Below are 16,207 nucleotides of genomic sequence, written 5' to 3'. Positions count from 1 at the left end.
GGCATCACCATGAGCACAATGACGGGGACGGCCGGCAAATCTGATCTGAACAGGTCCGGGTTCAAGCCGGCACTATGGACATCGGGCGACTGGAACGCGTTTTTCGGCTTCGGCACCAACATCCTCGTCAACATGCTGGTTCTCACGGGCCTCTTGCGCTTCGTTTTGAAGATGCCGGACAGTCTGGTGTTCGGCCGCATCCTGCCTGCGCTCGGGCTGATGATGTGCCTGTCCACCTTCTATTACGCCTACCTCGCCTACCGCCTCGCGCAGAGGACCGGCCGCACCGACGTCTGCGCGCTGCCCTCGGGCGTCAGCGTGCCGCACATGTTCATCGTCACCTTCGTGATCATGCTGCCGATCACGATCAAGACCGGCGATCCGCTCAAGGGTTGGTCGGCCGGCCTCGTCTGGGTGTTCTTCCAGAGTTTTATTCTCATGATCGGCGGCTTCATCGCGCCGTTCATTCGAAGAATCACGCCGCGCGCGGCGCTGCTCGGCACGCTCGCCGGCGTCTCCGTCACCTTCATCTCGATGCGTCCTGCGCTCGAGATGTACATGACGCCGCAGATCGGTCTCGTCTGCTTCGCCATCATCCTGGTGAGCTGGTTCGGCGGGGTGAAATATTGGCGCGGCATCCCGGCGGGTCTCGTCGCCATCGCGGCCGGCATGATCATCGCCTGGGGCTCGAACCTCTTCGGTCTTGGCCTCGGCGGATTGAGCATCGCGGGCGTCGGCGCCGCGTTCGCCAACTTCGGCTTCTCGGTGCCGATCCCGCCGGTGGGCTACGTCTTCTCCGGCTTCGAATTCCTCGGCATCATCCTCGTCACCGCCATTCCGTTCGGTATCTATGACCTCGTCGAGGCCATGGACAATGTCGAGAGCGCGGAGGCCGCCGGCGACGAATATCCGACCACGCGCGTTCTCACCGCCGACGGCGTCGTCAGCCTGATCGGCTGCCTGATGGGCAATCCCTTCATCAACGCCGTCTATATCGGTCATCCCGGCTGGAAGGCGATGGGCGGCCGCATCGGCTACTCGGCTGCGACCGGCATCATGGTGGTCGTGCTGGCCTGGTTCGGCATCATCTCGGTGCTGCTGGCGCTCGTGCCTGTCGTCGCGATCTCGCCGATCCTGCTTTACATCGGCATGCTCATCGGTGCGCAGGCGTTCCAGACCACGCCGGTCAAGCATGCGCCCGCGATCGTGCTGGCACTGACGCCGCATCTCGCCGCCTGGGCCAAGCTCCAGATCGACACCATGCTGGGCTCGACCATGATGGCGGCGACCTCGGTCGGCGGGCTCGCCGCCGACAAGGCCGATGCGGTCAAGGCCGCGGCGATCGCCGCGCTACCGCAGCAGGGCGTGTTCTATCACGGGCTGGAGGTGATGGGCGGCGGCTCCATCCTCGGCGGCCTCATCCTGGGCGCGATCGGTGTCTTCATCATCGAGCGCGACTTCGAGAAGGCCTCGGCCTTTGCGCTGGTCGGTGCGGTGCTCACCTATTTCGGCTTCATGCACGGCGAAGCCGTCGGCATCGGCGGCGGCTTCGGCGTCACGCCCGCCGTTGCGTTCGCCTATGCGGTGATGGCGGCCGGCCTGTTCGCGGCAAGCAAGCTGGGCACCACCGAGCACTATGCCGCGCATCCGGAGATGCACGCCGCGCCGGCGGAGTAGGGAAGCGAAGCTATCTCGCGGCCGGACGACGATGAGTCGCCCGGCCGCTTTCTTTCTGGCCCTCTACGCCGGGCCGACTCAGCCGAGCCGGCCAATCCATTCGCGGAATAGCTCCGGGCCGGCTTCCACCGCCGCTGCAAGGTCCTGCAGGCGGGTGTCGCGCGCTATGCGCGGCGAGTAGCCGAAGTGCTGCCGGAAGCTGCGGCTGAAATGAGCCTGGCTCACGAAGCCGAACGCGGCGGCGATCTCGGCATTCCAGCGATCTTCATCGGCGTCATCAAGCAGCACATGGATCGCTTCGAGCCGCCGCCCGCGAATGTAGTCGGCGACGCCCGCGAGCGGCGCGAAGACGCGATAGAGCACCGAGCGCGACACGCCGATCTCGCGGCAGATGGTTGCCACCGACAGGTCGTTGCGGCCCAGATTCTGGTCGATGAAGCGGCTGGCGCGGTGAAGGATGGCGATGTCACGCCGGGCAAGCCCCTGCTCGCGCGGCCGGGCGGCCACGCCGAAGCATCCGCGCAGCAGATCGAGCGTCGTCCGGACCGCATCGAGCGCATCGTTCTCCTCCATCGCCGGAAGCCTGCGCCGCAACAGCGCCATATGATCGGCGAGAACGCGGCCGGCGGCGCCGTCAAGGACGAGGCCATGCAGGTCGAGGCCATCGGGCGCGGCACTGACGATCGGATCGCGCTCGACGTCGAGGCTGATGGTGTCGGTCGCGGTGGCGATGCCGTCGAAGGGCCGGGTCAGATCGAGCACCAGCACCTGGCCGGGACCGGCCGAGATCGGTTCGCCGTCGACTTCGCCGCTCCAGGCGCCGCGCCTGAGCAGCAGCAGCGCGAATGAATTGCGGCCATCGGCCTTGGCCAGTGCGGCGGAACGGGTGAAGCGCACCGGCGCCATCCGGGTGGACGCGGCGACCAGGCCACCGAGCAGCCAGGCCTCGGCCAGGACCTCGAAGTCGTCCCGGTCCGTGCCCGCGGGGACCGACACGTCGTAGTGCGTGAGAATCGCGCGGTAGCGGTCGAGCCGCTCGGCGACAGGCAGCTCCGCGGTGTCGAAGCGCAGATACGGAATTTTCGTCATGCCAGGCCGCTCCCTCGGCAGTTGGTCTGCAAATTGGGACGATCAGGCAAGTTTCCGCACCGTCGAACCGCAGTCTCCGGACATGAATATTCATATTATTGCGCGCGGGCCAGACGTGCGTGCTTCGCGGCCCGGACAATTTGCAATGACGTGAAGGTAAGGCGATGGATATGCGGGGGATGACGGTCGCGGTGGGGCCGGACGAGGATCGGGTTGTCGCGAGGGGGACGCCGCGCCGTGCGTGCAGGCAGTCCTTGCTCGGAATTTGCACCGCCGCGGTGCTTGCCCCCTTGGCCGTCCTGCTGGATGCGTCGTCGGCGCAGGCGCAGTTCGTTTGCGTCAATGCCAGCAACAGTGCGGACGGTGCGAGCGCGAGCTCGATACAAAGCGTGGCTTGCGGTACCAATTCTTCCGCGACCACGGGTGGCTCCGCATTCGGCGAATCGAGCTCTGCCGGTCCCGAGGCCGCGGCCTTTGGCGCCGGCAGTCTGGCCTCTGGCGGCCTCAGCACAGCGCTGGGCTATCGAAGCACTGCCAGCGGCTTCTTCAGCACGGCGGCTGGTAGCGCCAGCGCGGCCACCGGCGCCCTGACCTCGGCATTTGGCTACCAAAGCTCCGCGAGCGGTTACACCGCCACGGCCGTGGGCTATCGGGCAGGCGCAGGTGGTGACGGCAGCACGGCTCTTGGCTACGCGACAGTCGCAGGCGGCAACGCCAGCACGGCCGCGGGCAATTCCAGTCGCGCGGACGCCGAAAATGCGCTTGCAGTGGGTACAAACGCGAACGTCTATGCTGCCGGCACCAACGGCACGGCCGTCGGTTACAATATCGGCGTGAACGGCGCCAATAGCACCGCGGTCGGCGCTAGCAACGCGATCTCCGGCGACAACAGCGGTGCGTTCGGCACCGTGCAGATCGTCCGAGGCGACCGCAGCTTCACACTGGGCGGCAACAACACGATCAACGGCACCAGCCAGGCCGGCTGGGGCAACGTCGTCAACGTGGTCGGCTCCAACAACACCGTGGCCGGCACCGCGAGCGCGGCCGGCTCCTCGGTGTTCGGCACCGGCAACGCCGTCAACGCACCCAATGCGCTGGTGATGGCGAACACGGCGACCGTGGCCGGGTCAGGCGGCATCGCGATCGGCAACACCGTATCGGTCGCGGGCGTCAACGCCGTCGCCGTCGGCAACAACACCAGCGCCGGCTTCGCCAACTCCGCCGCGATCGGCAACGGTGCCGCAGCGACGCGTGCCAATCAGCAGGCGTTCGGCACGGCAGGCAACACCTACACCATGGCCGGCATCGCCTCGTCGGCCAGCAAGTCCGCGCAAAGCGGCGCGACGCAGCTTGTCACGTCCGACGGCGCCGGCAATCTTGCGACCACTACGCTCGCCAGTCTCGGCCTGGCCTCGTCGAGCGATCTCAGCGCCGTCAATGCGCAGCTCGCCAGCATCAACGGTCGCCTCGACGACCTCAGCATGCGGACCAGCAAGGCGACCAGCGGCGTCGCCATGGCCTTTGCCATGGCCGGCGTGCCGACGCTGCTGCCGGACGAGACCTTTGCCATGACGATGAACTACGGGACCTTCGAGCGGGCCAACGGTCTTGCGTTCAATGCGGCGCTGCGCCTCAATCGGAACATGCAGTTCAACGGTGGCATCGGCTACGGGCCGGACGAGAAGGTCGCCGGCGGACGCGTGGGCCTGCGCGTGGGCTGGTGAGCCCACCGCGATCGTCTCCTTACGATTGGCGGCATCGGGTGATCACCCGCCCTTGACGGCACCCGCAGTGAGCCCGGCCACGATCTGCCGCTGCGCAAACACCGTCAGCAGCAGCACTGGGAGGGTGACGATCAGCGCGGCGGCGGCGAGCGGCCCCCAGCTCAACTGGTCGAACGAGATCATGTTGTAGACTGCGACGGGCAGGGTGCGCGTCTCGCGTCCGGCCAGCACGATGCCGAAGACGAAGTTGTTCCAGGAGAAGATGACGGCGAGGATGAAGGCGACCGCGATCCCCGGCTTGGCGATCGGCAGGGCGACGTGGCGAAAGACCTGCCAGCGCGTGGCGCCGTCGATCAGGGCGGCTTCTTCCAGCTCGAGCGGCGTGGTCTCGAAATAGCCGATCATGATCCAGATCACGATCGGCACCGTCACGACGAGGTGGATGATGATCTGCGGCACCAGCGTGCCGAGCAATCCCAGCCACTGGAATAGCAGGAACAGCGGAATCAGGTAGGACAGGCCGGGCGTGATGCGCGCGATCAGGATCACGATCGCGGATTTGTGCGCGGCCATGCGCGCGATGCCGTAGCCGGCGGGGACGCCGACGATCAGCGCCAGCGCGGTCGCACTGCCGGTGACGACCAGGCTGTTGATGAAATAGGTCAGGAAGCGGTTGGAGGCCAGCACGTCGGCATAGTTCTTCCAGGCGATATGCTCGGGGAAGAACACCGGCGGGTAGGCGGCGTTGTCGATCTCGAATTTGAGCGACAGCGACAGCATCCACAGGAAGAACAGGATTGCCGGCGACACGATGACGAACACCGAAAGCCACAGGCCGATCTTGCCGATGATCTGACGAGGTGTCATGCGTCGCTCGCGATTTCGGTCCACACCATGCGCTGGCGGGCATACAGCATCACCGCGGCAAGCAGGACGATCAACAGGAAGAACACCACCGCGATCGCCGAGCCGTAGCCGAGGTCGTAGTAGGTGAAGGCGACGCTGTAGAGGTAGATGTTGATCGTCTCCGACGCCGAGCCGGGTCCGCCTTGCGTGATCGCGAAGATGATGTCGAAGCTCTTCACCGCGTCGATCATGCGGATCATGCCGGCGATGAACAGGAACGGCATGATCAGCGGCAGCGTGATGAAGCGGAACATCTGCCAGAGATTGGCGCCGTCGATCTGCGCGCTCTCATATGGCTCGGTCGGGATTGCGGCGAGGCCGCCGAGCACGATCAGCATCACGAGCGGCGTCCATTGCCAGGTCTCGACCAGCACCAGCGAGGGAATGACGGTCGCGGGATGAAACACCCAGAGCTGCGCCGGTATCCCGACCAGCGACAAGATGTAGTTCAGCACGCCGAGCTGCGGGTGGAACATCATGGTCCAGACCAGCGCGATCGCGACGGGCGTCGCCATCATCGGCATGATGAAGACGCCGCGCAGGAAGCCGCGGCCGGCGAATTTCTGGTGGAACACCACGGCCGCGAAGGTGCCGAGCACCAGCGGCAGCAGCACCGACAGCGCGGTGTAGACCATGGTGTGGCCCACCGCCTCGATGAAGCGCGGATCGCTGGTCAGCCGCAGATAGTTGGAGAGCCCGACGAAGGTGGTCGGCGAGCCGACCTTCCACTCGTTCAGGCTCATCCAGATGGTGAAGACCCACGGGAAGATGATGATGGCGAGCACGACGACCAGCGCCGGCACCACGAACGGCCAGTAGGACGGCGGGCGCAACTCTTTCTCCGGCGCGGCATCGGACCGTGCCGCGGCCGGATCAGCTTGTGTCAACGCACTCACGCCTTTTCGCTACGCTCCAGGATCGGCCGAAACTGGTCGTTGGCCTTCTTCAGCTCGGCGGCGGGATCTGCCCCGGACAGCGTCGCGGTGAGAGCCGCGCCGACGATATCGCGGAATTCGGCGACGGGGACGACCACGGGCAGGCCGAGCTTGCTGATCTTGCCGGACTCGATCACCGATTGCAGCCACTCCGGCGGCATCTTCACGCCCTTCTGGATCTCGGGATCGTTCAGGATCGAGCTGCGGAACGGCACGCCGCCGCCGGCCTGGAGCAGGCGCGCGCCCTGCTGCTTCGAGACCACCCACTGGCAGAGCAGGTAGGCGGCTTCCTTGTTCTTGCTCGCCGCCGCAATGCCGATGCCGTCGCCGTAAGTGGACGAATAATGCCCCTTGGGTCCGGCGGGCACGACAGTGTAGCCAACCTTGCCGACGACGCGCGAGGCGGCCGGATCCTCCAGCGGCGGCGCCCAGCCGACGCCGTCGATCCACATCGCCGAGCGTCCTTGCGTGAACGAGGCCATCGACTCCATCCAGTTGAAGCCGGCGACGCCGGGCGGGGCGGACTTCGTCAGCAGCGTCTGGTAGAGCTTCGTTGCCGCGATCGCCTCCGGACCGTCGGTCAGGATGTTGCGCTTGTCGTCGAGGAATTCGCCGCCATAGTTGAGGAAGAAGTTGGTCCACAATGCCATGTTGGCGTTGCGCAAGCCCCGCCCGACGAAGCCGTAGGTGCCTTCCTTGGGATCGGTGAGCTTCTCGGCGGCAGCGACCATCTCGTCGAGGGTCTTCGGGACGGCCACGCCCTTCTTCTGGAATAGCTCCTTGTTGTAGTAGAGGATGAAATAGTCCACCGACCACGGCAGCGACAGCATCTGCCCCTTGTCGTTCTTGGCATATTGCAGGCCCGCGGCGGAAAAATCGCTCTCGACGAGATCGGGCGCGGTCAGTGACGGGTCCTTCATGAAAGGCGTCATGTCGGCGAGCCAGCCGGCCTTCTCGAACTGCCGCTTCTGCACGTGATAGCTGAGATGGACGACGTCGAAGCTGGGCCGGCCCGAGGTGAACTCGATCACGACCTTCTGGCGCTGCTGCTGCTCGGGGATCTGCTCGGCTTCGACCTGGATGCCGGTGAGTTCGGTGAACTCCTTGATGTTCTTTTGCAGGTTGTCGCCGCGCGGACCCTTGGCGAGGATCACCTCCAGCTTGGTCCCGGCATATTTCTTCCAGTTGACCTCGGCGCGCGCCGGCAATCCGGTCAGGCTGAGCGCGCCAGCCGCTGCCGTGCCGGTCAAGAGCGTACGGCGCGAGATTCTGTAGTCGACCACTTCAAAGTCCTCCCTGTGACTCATCGTCTTTGGGAGGGATACTAGCGACCGTGCCACGCCTGCCTAGTCCTAATTCGAAGGAATCAGGGCCGCACGGCCGGTGTTTCCATCGGCAGGCCGCGCGCCCGCGACATCAAATAGAGCTCGAGCGCGACGAGCTCTGGGGCGCCGTAGTCGTAGGCCTGGGCGCGCACGCCGGACATGCAGCTGCGCAGACGCCGCTCCAGCGACCCCAGCGTCTGCCATTCCAGCCGATACAGCGGATAGCCGGTCGGCTGCGCTTGCGTGATCGGAGCGCCCGCCAGATGCCTGTCAAAGTTGTCGTCGTGGCAATTGGTGCAGGCGAGGTTGAGCTGGCCCTCGCGCTGCATGAAGAGGTCGCGGCCCTGTTCGACGAATTGCTTGAGTTGCGGGTCGTCGCCGGCCGTGATCGCGACGCCGCGCGACTGGTGGGCGACGAAGGCGGACAGCGCCAGCAGGTCGCGGCTCTCGTAGGGGAGCGGCGTTGCCTGCTGATGATTGGCGCGGCAGAGATTGATGCGTTGATCGAGTGTGATGGGACGGCCCACCGCCTTCTCGAAAGCGGGATAGCGCGCCGCGACGCCCTTCATGCTGCCCCGCGCATCGCCGTGGCAATCCGCACAGGCCTTCTCCGCGCTGCCGGTCTTCTTCGTCCAGAGCGCCTCGCCATCGAGCACGAACAGCATGCCCGGATTGGCGGTGTCGTCATCCTGCATGGCGCGCGTGTCCGGCCCCATGAAAGCGTAGCCGGAGCGGCGCGCCTCGGGCGCAATCTCGCCGGCAAGCAGGGCAGGAGCCGCGGCCAGCAATGTCGCCACCGCTATCGCGCGCCAAAATTTCATTCGACCGTGATCGATGCCGAGGCGGTGGACGAATAGCCGTTGTCGCCGGTCCATTCGAACTCGAACTTGCCGCTCTCCTTCGCAACCGTGAAGAACGAAAGATATGGGTTCGCGGCGATCGCCGGAAACAGATCGGCGCGAAAGACCTCGGTGCCGTTGTAGCGGCAGGTGAAGCTCGTGATGATGTCGCGCGGCACGAGCCGGCCATCGGCGGTGTGGCGGAAGCCGGTTTCCATGATATGCGAGGTCAGCGTGCGGATCTCGATGACGTCGCCGCGCCTGGCCTTTGCCGGAACGTTGATCAGCGCGGCCATCAGTTCATCTCCTCGGTGCAGGCGGCCAGCGTCACGACGACGTCGGCGGCGACCTGCCAGAAGCTGTCGTCGGAGAGACGCGCGATCGCGACCACCTTCTGGGTGTCGGCGAGCCGGATCCTCGTCGAGACCTGGGCTCGGCCGGCCCACGGGCCGAGATGGAAATTGCCGATGTTCGGCTGCGGGTTCTTCTCGTTGAAGACGTGGATGCTCTTGACGTAGTCATCAGGCGTCATCGGGCTTGCGACGCTGATGGTCATTGGCACGGTGTTGCCGTTCTCGACCAGCGGCGGAATGTCGAGCTTCACCCTGCCGGTGCGAATCGGGGCTTCACCGACGACGTTGCGGATCGCCGTGTTGAGCATCGCGGGCGTCGCCTCCAGCGGCCGCAGCGTGACGATCGGGATCGTTCCGGCAGCGGTGATGCCTCCGGCAAGGCTCAGGAATTGTCGTCGCGTGGTTGGCATGAGCAGTCCTAGTCCCGAAGCGTTGCAAGATAGGCCACGATGTCCTCGATCTCCGCGGCGGACAATATAGGCTTGCCGGCAAAATTGCGCCCGACGCGCACGAGGCCGTCATTGCGATAATAGGACGGCATGATGGTCTCCGCGTTGAAGCGCGACGCATCGACCAGACGAAGCCGCAACTGGCTCACCGACCACCGGTTCCCGGCGCCGGAGAGATCGGGCGCGAGGTCGCCCTGGAACCGCGTTTCCGGAAACGGGCCGGAATGGCAGAGGATGCAGGTCGTCGTGCGCGCGAGCACCAGCGCGCGTCCGCGCGCGGCATCGCCGGGCGTAGCGGTGAGCGAAGCCGGAATGCCGTCGCCGACGATTGTGCAAGGCGCGAGCTCGTCCGCTTGGGTGGGCAAGGCCAAGGCAAGGCTCGCTACGATGAATACCGCAATCGCAGATCTTGGATTGAATGACTGAGGCCGCCGCGAACTCCTCTTACCTCTCCCGCTTGCGGGAGAGGTCGCCGCGTAGCGGCGGGTGAGGGCTCTTTCCTCTTGGGGGGTCTCGCGGGCGGAGACACCCTCTCCCCAGCCCTCCCCCGCAGGCGGGGGAGGGAGCGCGTCGTGTTCGTGGCGGCAGGCTCGTCCCATCATTGCCCTAGCCAAAGGTGTCTGCCGTGATGGTTTGAAACCAGCGCGCGGCCTCGTCAGCCTCGCGGGCGCGCAGCTCGCGCGGGGCATCGACCGGGCTGGTCGCGCCGCCCTCGACCTCGGCGTAGATATCGCCTCTGGGTTGGTAGTTGCCGGCGAGCGAGAAGCCGTAACCGGGCGCGACGGTGGTGTAGCAGACACCGGTGAGCCGCGGCGTCTCCGGGGCGCGGCCTGCGAGCAGGTTGACGATCGCGGCGGCGCAGGCCTTGCCTTGCGCGCTTGCGGCCGACGCCGATTTGGGAATGCCGCCGCCGAGGCAGGCATCGCCGATGACGTGGATGTTCGGGACGAGCTTCGACTCGAAAGTTACAGGATCGATCGGGCACCAGCCGGTCGCATCCGCTGCGCCCGCAATCTGGGCGAGGTGGCCGGCGCGTTGCGGCGGGATGACGTTGGCGACGTCAGGGGTGTAGTTGCCGAACTCGGTGACGATGGTCTTCGTCGAAGCGTCAACGGACGTCACGCGGCCGCCTTGCGACAGCCCGATGCGCTCGATCATGTTGCCATAGAGCTCCTTCCAGGCCCGCTCGAACAGCCGCTGCTGGGAGAAGCTATCCTTGGCATCGAGGATCAGCACCTTCGCGCGCGGCTTCTTCGTCTTCAGGTAATGCGCGATCAGGCTCGCGCGTTCGTAAGGCGCCGGCGGACAGCGCGAGGGATTGGCGGGGATCGCAATGGCGACCGTGCCACCGTCTTCCATCGCCTCCAACTGCCGGCGCAGCAGCAGCGTCTGCGCGCCGGCCTTCCAGGCGTGCGGCATCTTTTCCGACGCCGCCTCGTCGTAGCCGGGCAGGGCTTCGACATGGAAGTCGATGCCGGGCGAGAGCACGAGGCGGTCGTAAGTGAGCGTGGCGCCGTCGGTCGTCGTGACGCTGCGCCTTTCGGGATCGACGGTTGTTGCCGCCTGGGCAACGACGGTGATGCCTTCGGCGACAAGCTTGTCATAGCCGAACTGCTGCGCCTCGATCTCGCGCAGGCCTGCGATCACCTCGTTGCTGAACGGGCAGGATATGAAGACCTTGTTCGGCTCGATCAGCGTCACCTGCAATTTGGCGTTGGCGCGTTTGAGCGCGCGGGCACAGGCCGCGCCGCCAAAGCCGCCGCCGACCACGACGACGCGGCCCGCCGATTGCGCGCGCAGGATTGAAGGTACTGCGTACGATGTGGCCGCGGCGGTGATGCCGAGGACGACATTCCGCCGTGTCACCGGCGCATTCATGGGTCTCATCCGGAAAATGCCGCGGCGGCCGTCGTGGCCGCCGCGAGTTGTTGCTTGAGCGTGATCTTCTCGGAAAACCGCTTCGCTCTTTGCGCTAACGCGGCCCTTCGGGTCCGGATCATGCTCTAGGCGAAGGTGATGTTCTGGTCGCGCAGCGGAACGGAACGGATGCGCTTGCCGGTCGCGGCGAAGTACGCGTTGAGCACGGCCGGTGCGGCAACGCCGATGGTCGGCTCGCCGACACCGCCCCAGAATCCGCCGCTCGGCACCATCACCGATTCCACCTTCGGCATCTCGTTGATGCGCATCGAGTTGTAGGTGTCGAAGTTGGTTTGCTCGATCTTGCCGTCCTTGACGGTGCAGCCGCCGTAGAACAGCGCGGACAGGCCATAGACGAAGGAGCCCGCGATCTGCCGTTCCACCTGCGCCGGATTGACGACGTAGCCGGGGTCGGTAGAGGCGACGATGCGGTGCACCTTGATCTTGTTGCCGTCGGTCACCGAGATCTCGGCGGCGCCGGCGACGTAGCTGCCATAGCCCATCACCTGCGCGATGCCGCGATAGACGCCTTGCGGCGCCGGCGTGGTCCAGCCGATCTTCTCGGCCACGGCATTGAGCACCGCCAGATGCTTGGGGTGATTGCTCATCAGCTTGCGGCGGAATTCGAGCGGGTCCTGGCCTGCGGCATGGGCTAGCTCGTCCATGAAGCATTCCATGTAGATCGCGTTGTGATTGACGTTGACGCCGCGCCAGAAGCCGGGCGGAACGTGCGGATTGCGCATCGCATGCTCGATCAGCAGGTTCGGCACCGAATAGCCGAATGCGGCCTCGCCGGATTGGGCGACACCCTGGAACGCGGCCGGATCCATTCCGTTCTGGAGCGCTTCGGGACGAAGCGAGAACAGGATCGACTGTCCCGACAGGCGGTAGTGCAGCGCGACCAGGTTGTTGTCGGCGTCGAACGCGCCGGTCATCTTGCACTGGGTGATCGGATGATACCTGCCGTGCGCCATGTCCTCTTCGCGCGACCACAACAGCTTGATCGGCGTGCCTGGCATCTGCTTGGCGATCATGACCGCCTGGCGGACGTAGTCGGTCTGGCCGCGCCGGCCGAAGCCGCCGCCGGGCATCACCTTGTGCACGTCGCACTTCTCCGCCGGCAGGCCGGAGGCCTCCAGTGTCGCCGCGAAGGCTGCCTCGCCATTCTGCGTGCCGCACCAGACCTCGCATTTCTCCGCCGTGTAGAGCGCGGTGGCGTTCATCGGCTCCATCGTGGCGTGGTTCTGGTAAGGGTAGTTGTAGACGGCCTCGACCTTCTTGACGGCGCCGGCAATCGCCGCCTTGGCGTCGCCGTTCTTGTTGCCGACATAGGCCGGCTGCGCGTTGTCGAGGCCTTCCGCCAGCCACTTCGCAATCGACGCGCTGGAGACCTTGGCGTTGTCGCCCTCGTCCCAGACGATCGGCAGGGCTTCCAGCGCGGTCTTGGCGTGCCACCAGGTATCGGCAACGACCGCGACCGCGGTATCGCCGACCGTGACGACCTTCTTGACGCCTTTCATGCCGGCGATCTTGGCTTCGTCATAGCTCTTCAGCTTGCCGCCGAACACCGGGCAGTCCTTGATCGCGGCGTTCAGCATGCCCGGCAGCTTGACGTCGATGCCGTAGACCATCGTGCCGGTGGTCTTGTCGGCGGTGTCGAGGCGCAGCACGCCCTTGCCGATCAGCTTCCAGTCCTTCGGATCCTTCAGCTTGACGTCGGCCGGCGGCGTCAGCTTGGCCGCAGCCTCGGCGACCTTGCCGTAGGTTGTGGTCCTGCCCGACGGCGTATGGGTGATGACGCTCTTCGCGGCGGTGCATTCGGATGCCGGCACTTTCCACGAATCGGCGGCGGCCTGGATCAGCATCACGCGCGCGGTGGCGCCGCCCTTGCGGACATAGTCCTGCGAAGAGCGGATGCCGCGGCTGCCACCGGTCGAGAAATCGCCCCAGACGCGCTTGCGGGCGACGCTCTGGCCGGGTGTCGGATATTCGGTCGAGACCTTCGACCAGTCGCATTCGAGTTCCTCGGCGACGAGTTGGGCGAGGCCGGTGAGCGAGCCCTGGCCCATCTCGGAGCGGGCGATGCGGATCACGACGGTGTCGTCGGGCCTGACCACGACCCAGGCGCCGATTTCGGGCGAGCCGTCGGCTGCGCGCACCACGGCGGGTCCGCCGAAGGGGATATCGAGGCCAATTGCGAGGCCTGCGCCGACCGCGGCGGTGCCGATGACGAAGGCACGGCGGTTCATCTTGGGAGAGACGTGCTTGTTCATGGGGCGGTTCCTTACGCGCTGGCGATCGTGTGGATCGCTTCGCGCACCTGCTGGAAGGTGCCGCAGCGGCAGATATTGGTGATGGCCTCATCGATGTCGGCGTCGGTCGGCTTCGGCTTCTCGTTCAGCAGCGCTGCCACCGCCATGATCATGCCACTCTGGCAATAGCCGCATTGCGGAACGTCCTTGGCGATCCAGGCTTCCTGCACCTTGTGCAGCGTGCTGCCGGACGCCAGCCCCTCGATCGTGGTGATCTTCTTGCCTTCGGCCTCGGCGACCGAAACGCCGCAGGCGCGGGTCGCGATGCCGTCGATGTGAACCGTGCAGGCGCCGCATTGTGCAATGCCGCAGCCATATTTGGTGCCGGTCAGCCCGGCATTCTCGCGGATCGCCCAAAGCAGCGGCGTATCCGGCTCGACGTCGAGTGTGAGGGATTTTCCGTTGATTGTAAGGTTTGCCATCGCAGTCCCCTGATTGGTCCAATCCACCGATTGGACTCAGGGGCGCAATGTGTCCGGCAAATTGGAACTGTTCAAATCAACAGTCCGCGGGGTGGCCGTCAAAGAGATCGGGGGGCGCCGGGAAGATTGTTGGGTGTTCGGTGTTGCAGTCAATTGCCCGCTCGCGACCGCGGAGGCGATCGTTCATGAAATGGCCCGTCACAAGCTGAGGGCGTTTGGTGTCGCAAACGAGAATGCGATCCGGATCATCAGCAAAAGACGAGCTCTATCCCAGTCCGGTCCGCAGCGACATCCGCGCCCTGCTGGCGCGCAATGCCTCGCGGATGGAGAAGGGCTTCGAGACGTTGCGGCAGCATGCCCGCACTGACGCGCCCGGCCGCTAGTTTCTCGGCGCGTTCTTCGCCTGGTGCAGCGACGTCCTGGCGAGCGGCCGGAAGCTGCTTGCGAGCGAACGCTGCTGATTGCGCGCTTCGCCGCGGGCCGGGTTCCAGGCGCCAATCCGCGGCTTGGGGCGACGCCCGGCCGTGAACGCCGGTTCCAGGCCCGATCACCGCTGCATTGCGGCGACAGATTGTCCCCTTTTGCCGGGATGCAAGACGAGGTCGCTCTGGTACACTGAGTCGAAGCCAGAGGAGTTCCATGGACGTGCCGAGCCCCTGCAACGTGTTGATGCTCTACCCGCTGTTCACCGCGGAGTCGTTCTGGAGTTTTGGCGAATCCTGCAAGCTGATGGGCGTGAAGCGCCCCGCCGCTCCCCTCGGCCTGATCACCGTTGCCGCGATGCTGCCTGCCGACTGGACGGTGCGCCTCATCGACTGCAACACGTCGCCCCTGGGTGACGAGGATCTCGCCTGGGCCGACGTCGTCTTCACCGGCGGAATGCTGCCGCAGCAGGCCGACACGCTGCGCCTGATCGAGCTATGCCGCGCGGCGGGCAAGCCGGTGGTCGTCGGCGGCCCCGATCCGACCTCGAGCCCCCACATCTATGAGAGGGCCGACTTCCGGGTGCTCGGCGAGGCCGAGAGTGTCATCGACGAATTCATCGCGGCCTGGGAGGGCGGTGCGCGCTCCGGCGTCTTCACTGCGCCGAAATTCCAGGCCGATGTCACCAGGACGCCGGTGCCGCGGTTCGACCTGCTCAAATTCGAAGATTATCTCTATATCGGTGTGCAGTATTCGCGCGGCTGCCCGTTCACCTGCGAGTTCTGCGACATCATCGAGCTCTACGGACGCGTGCCGCGAACCAAGACGGCCGAGCAGATGTTCGTCGAGCTCGAGACGCTCTACCGGATGGGCTACCGCGGCCACCTCGACTTCGTCGACGACAATTTCATCGGCAACAAGAAGTCGCTGCGGCTGTTCCTCCCGCAGCTCGCCGAATGGCAGCGCGCCCACGGCTATCCGTTCGAATTCTCCACCGAAGCCTCGATCAACCTCGCCGACGATCCGGAACTGCTGGAGCAAATGGGGGCGGCCAATTTCTTCGGCATCTTCGTCGGCATCGAAAGTCCGGATCCGGCGACGCTGGTCGCGATGCGGAAGAAGCAGAACACGCGGCGCAACATCGCCGAGAGCATCCACAAGATCTACGCCGCCGGCATTCTCGTCACCGCGGGCTTCATCGTCGGCTTCGACAATGAGAAGGTCTCGATGGCGGAGGCCATGATCGAATTCATCGAGGAGGCGGCGATCCCCGTCAGCATGGTCGGCCTGCTCTATGCCTTGCCGAACACGCAGCTGACGCGCCGCCTGGAGCGCGAAGGCCGGCTGCACCCGGGCCACGATCTGGCGCCGACCATCGGCGCCGATCAGTGCACGGATGGGATCAACTTCGATCCGGTGCGCCCGCTGCGCGACATCCTGATGGATTACAAGCGGGTGCTGGAGCGCATCTACAGCCCGGCTGCCTATGCCGGACGCATCGACCGCTTGATGACGCTGCTCGACCGTTCGCGGCAGCGCCACGCGCTTGCGGAGGGCGATATCCGTGCCAAGCTCGGGGCGATGGAGACGGTGCACCGCGTGGTCACCGCCATTCCCGAGGCGCGCGGGCCGCTCTGGCAGACCTTCATGAACTGCGCCAAGCGCGACACGTCATCGGCGCGGATCGCGGTGCAGATGATCGCGGCCTATGCCCATCTCGGTCCGTTCTCGCGCAAGGTCATCGACGCCATCGACGCGCGCCTTGCCGCGCTGGACGACGAGACCGTCATCCCGGCGGCGACCATCGACGCGACCGCAGCGCGGCACCTGGCCTGA

Annotated in this window: 15 protein-coding genes; 4 read left to right on the top strand and 11 right to left on the bottom strand. The window is 65.6% G+C overall.

Annotation, left to right across the window (positions count from 1 at the left end):
- Positions 1–9 precede the first annotated feature (9 nt).
- The gene (locus AB5K84_RS33510; RefSeq protein WP_011085511.1) at positions 10–1,677 is read left to right on the top strand and encodes a hypothetical protein; all 1,668 of its coding nucleotides are present in this window, start codon (positions 10–12) and stop codon (positions 1,675–1,677) included.
- Positions 1,678–1,755: 78 nt separating this feature from the next.
- Here the strand turns inward: AB5K84_RS33510 and AB5K84_RS33505 are convergent, their stop codons facing one another.
- Entirely contained in the window at positions 1,756–2,766 is a 1,011-nt protein-coding gene (locus AB5K84_RS33505; protein WP_011085512.1) for a helix-turn-helix domain-containing protein, read from the bottom strand.
- Between the two features lie 290 nt (positions 2,767–3,056).
- Between AB5K84_RS33505 and AB5K84_RS33500 the strand changes: the two genes are divergently transcribed.
- Complete coding sequence (locus AB5K84_RS33500) at positions 3,057–4,490, top strand: hypothetical protein (RefSeq protein WP_244423863.1); 1,434 nt, start codon at positions 3,057–3,059, stop codon at positions 4,488–4,490.
- 42 nt (positions 4,491–4,532) lie between these two features.
- Here the strand turns inward: AB5K84_RS33500 and AB5K84_RS33495 are convergent, their stop codons facing one another.
- The 10 genes from AB5K84_RS33495 to AB5K84_RS33450 all read right to left on the bottom strand — a co-directional run bounded on the left by AB5K84_RS33495 (position 4,533) and on the right by AB5K84_RS33450 (position 13,948).
- Entirely contained in the window at positions 4,533–5,357 is an 825-nt protein-coding gene (locus AB5K84_RS33495) for a carbohydrate ABC transporter permease (protein WP_028174730.1), read from the bottom strand.
- Positions 5,354–6,292: a carbohydrate ABC transporter permease gene (locus AB5K84_RS33490; RefSeq protein WP_011085515.1), complete on the bottom strand. Its 939-nt coding sequence runs from the start codon at positions 6,290–6,292 to the stop codon at positions 5,354–5,356. Before AB5K84_RS33490 ends, AB5K84_RS33495 begins: the two co-directional genes overlap by 4 nt.
- Positions 6,289–7,638 carry an ABC transporter substrate-binding protein gene (locus tag AB5K84_RS33485; protein WP_049832539.1) on the bottom strand — a complete coding sequence of 450 codons (1,350 nt, stop codon included), beginning with the start codon at positions 7,636–7,638 and terminating at the stop codon, positions 6,289–6,291. The genes AB5K84_RS33490 and AB5K84_RS33485 overlap by 4 nt, the downstream gene beginning before the upstream one ends.
- A gap of 59 nt (positions 7,639–7,697) precedes the next feature.
- The gene (gene soxA / locus AB5K84_RS33480) at positions 7,698–8,477 is read right to left on the bottom strand and encodes a sulfur oxidation c-type cytochrome SoxA (RefSeq protein ID WP_028174733.1); all 780 of its coding nucleotides are present in this window, start codon (positions 8,475–8,477) and stop codon (positions 7,698–7,700) included.
- Entirely contained in the window at positions 8,474–8,791 is a 318-nt protein-coding gene (soxZ, locus tag AB5K84_RS33475) for a thiosulfate oxidation carrier complex protein SoxZ (RefSeq protein ID WP_011085518.1), read from the bottom strand. Before soxZ ends, soxA begins: the two co-directional genes overlap by 4 nt.
- Positions 8,791–9,258, bottom strand: a complete 468-nt coding sequence (locus AB5K84_RS33470; RefSeq protein ID WP_011085519.1) for a SoxY-related AACIE arm protein — start codon at positions 9,256–9,258, stop codon at positions 8,791–8,793. The genes soxZ and AB5K84_RS33470 overlap by 1 nt, the downstream gene beginning before the upstream one ends.
- Positions 9,259–9,266: 8 nt before the next feature.
- Positions 9,267–9,668, bottom strand: a complete 402-nt coding sequence (gene soxX, locus AB5K84_RS33465; protein ID WP_236842203.1) for a sulfur oxidation c-type cytochrome SoxX — start codon at positions 9,666–9,668, stop codon at positions 9,267–9,269.
- A gap of 235 nt (positions 9,669–9,903) precedes the next feature.
- Complete coding sequence (locus AB5K84_RS33460; protein WP_063921427.1) at positions 9,904–11,175, bottom strand: NAD(P)/FAD-dependent oxidoreductase; 1,272 nt, start codon at positions 11,173–11,175, stop codon at positions 9,904–9,906.
- Between the two features lie 125 nt (positions 11,176–11,300).
- Complete coding sequence (locus tag AB5K84_RS33455; RefSeq protein ID WP_011085521.1) at positions 11,301–13,487, bottom strand: xanthine dehydrogenase family protein molybdopterin-binding subunit; 2,187 nt, start codon at positions 13,485–13,487, stop codon at positions 11,301–11,303.
- 11 nt (positions 13,488–13,498) lie between these two features.
- Positions 13,499–13,948, bottom strand: a complete 450-nt coding sequence (locus AB5K84_RS33450) for a (2Fe-2S)-binding protein (RefSeq protein WP_028174739.1) — start codon at positions 13,946–13,948, stop codon at positions 13,499–13,501.
- Positions 13,949–14,181: 233 nt separating this feature from the next.
- Here AB5K84_RS33450 and AB5K84_RS33445 point away from each other — a divergent pair, with 233 nt between their 5' ends.
- Together AB5K84_RS33445 and AB5K84_RS33440 are read left to right on the top strand one after the other, a co-directional pair.
- Positions 14,182–14,331: a hypothetical protein gene (locus tag AB5K84_RS33445; protein WP_236842204.1), complete on the top strand. Its 150-nt coding sequence runs from the start codon at positions 14,182–14,184 to the stop codon at positions 14,329–14,331.
- Positions 14,332–14,587: 256 nt separating this feature from the next.
- Positions 14,588–16,207 carry a B12-binding domain-containing radical SAM protein gene (locus AB5K84_RS33440; protein ID WP_011085524.1) on the top strand — a complete coding sequence of 540 codons (1,620 nt, stop codon included), beginning with the start codon at positions 14,588–14,590 and terminating at the stop codon, positions 16,205–16,207.

Source organism: Bradyrhizobium sp. 1200_D9_N1_1 (assembly GCF_052075915.1).
Classification (GTDB): Bacteria; Pseudomonadota; Alphaproteobacteria; order Rhizobiales; family Xanthobacteraceae; genus Bradyrhizobium; species Bradyrhizobium diazoefficiens.
Note: the sequence above shows the minus strand (reverse complement) of the source record. Positions and strands in the feature narration are given on the sequence as shown.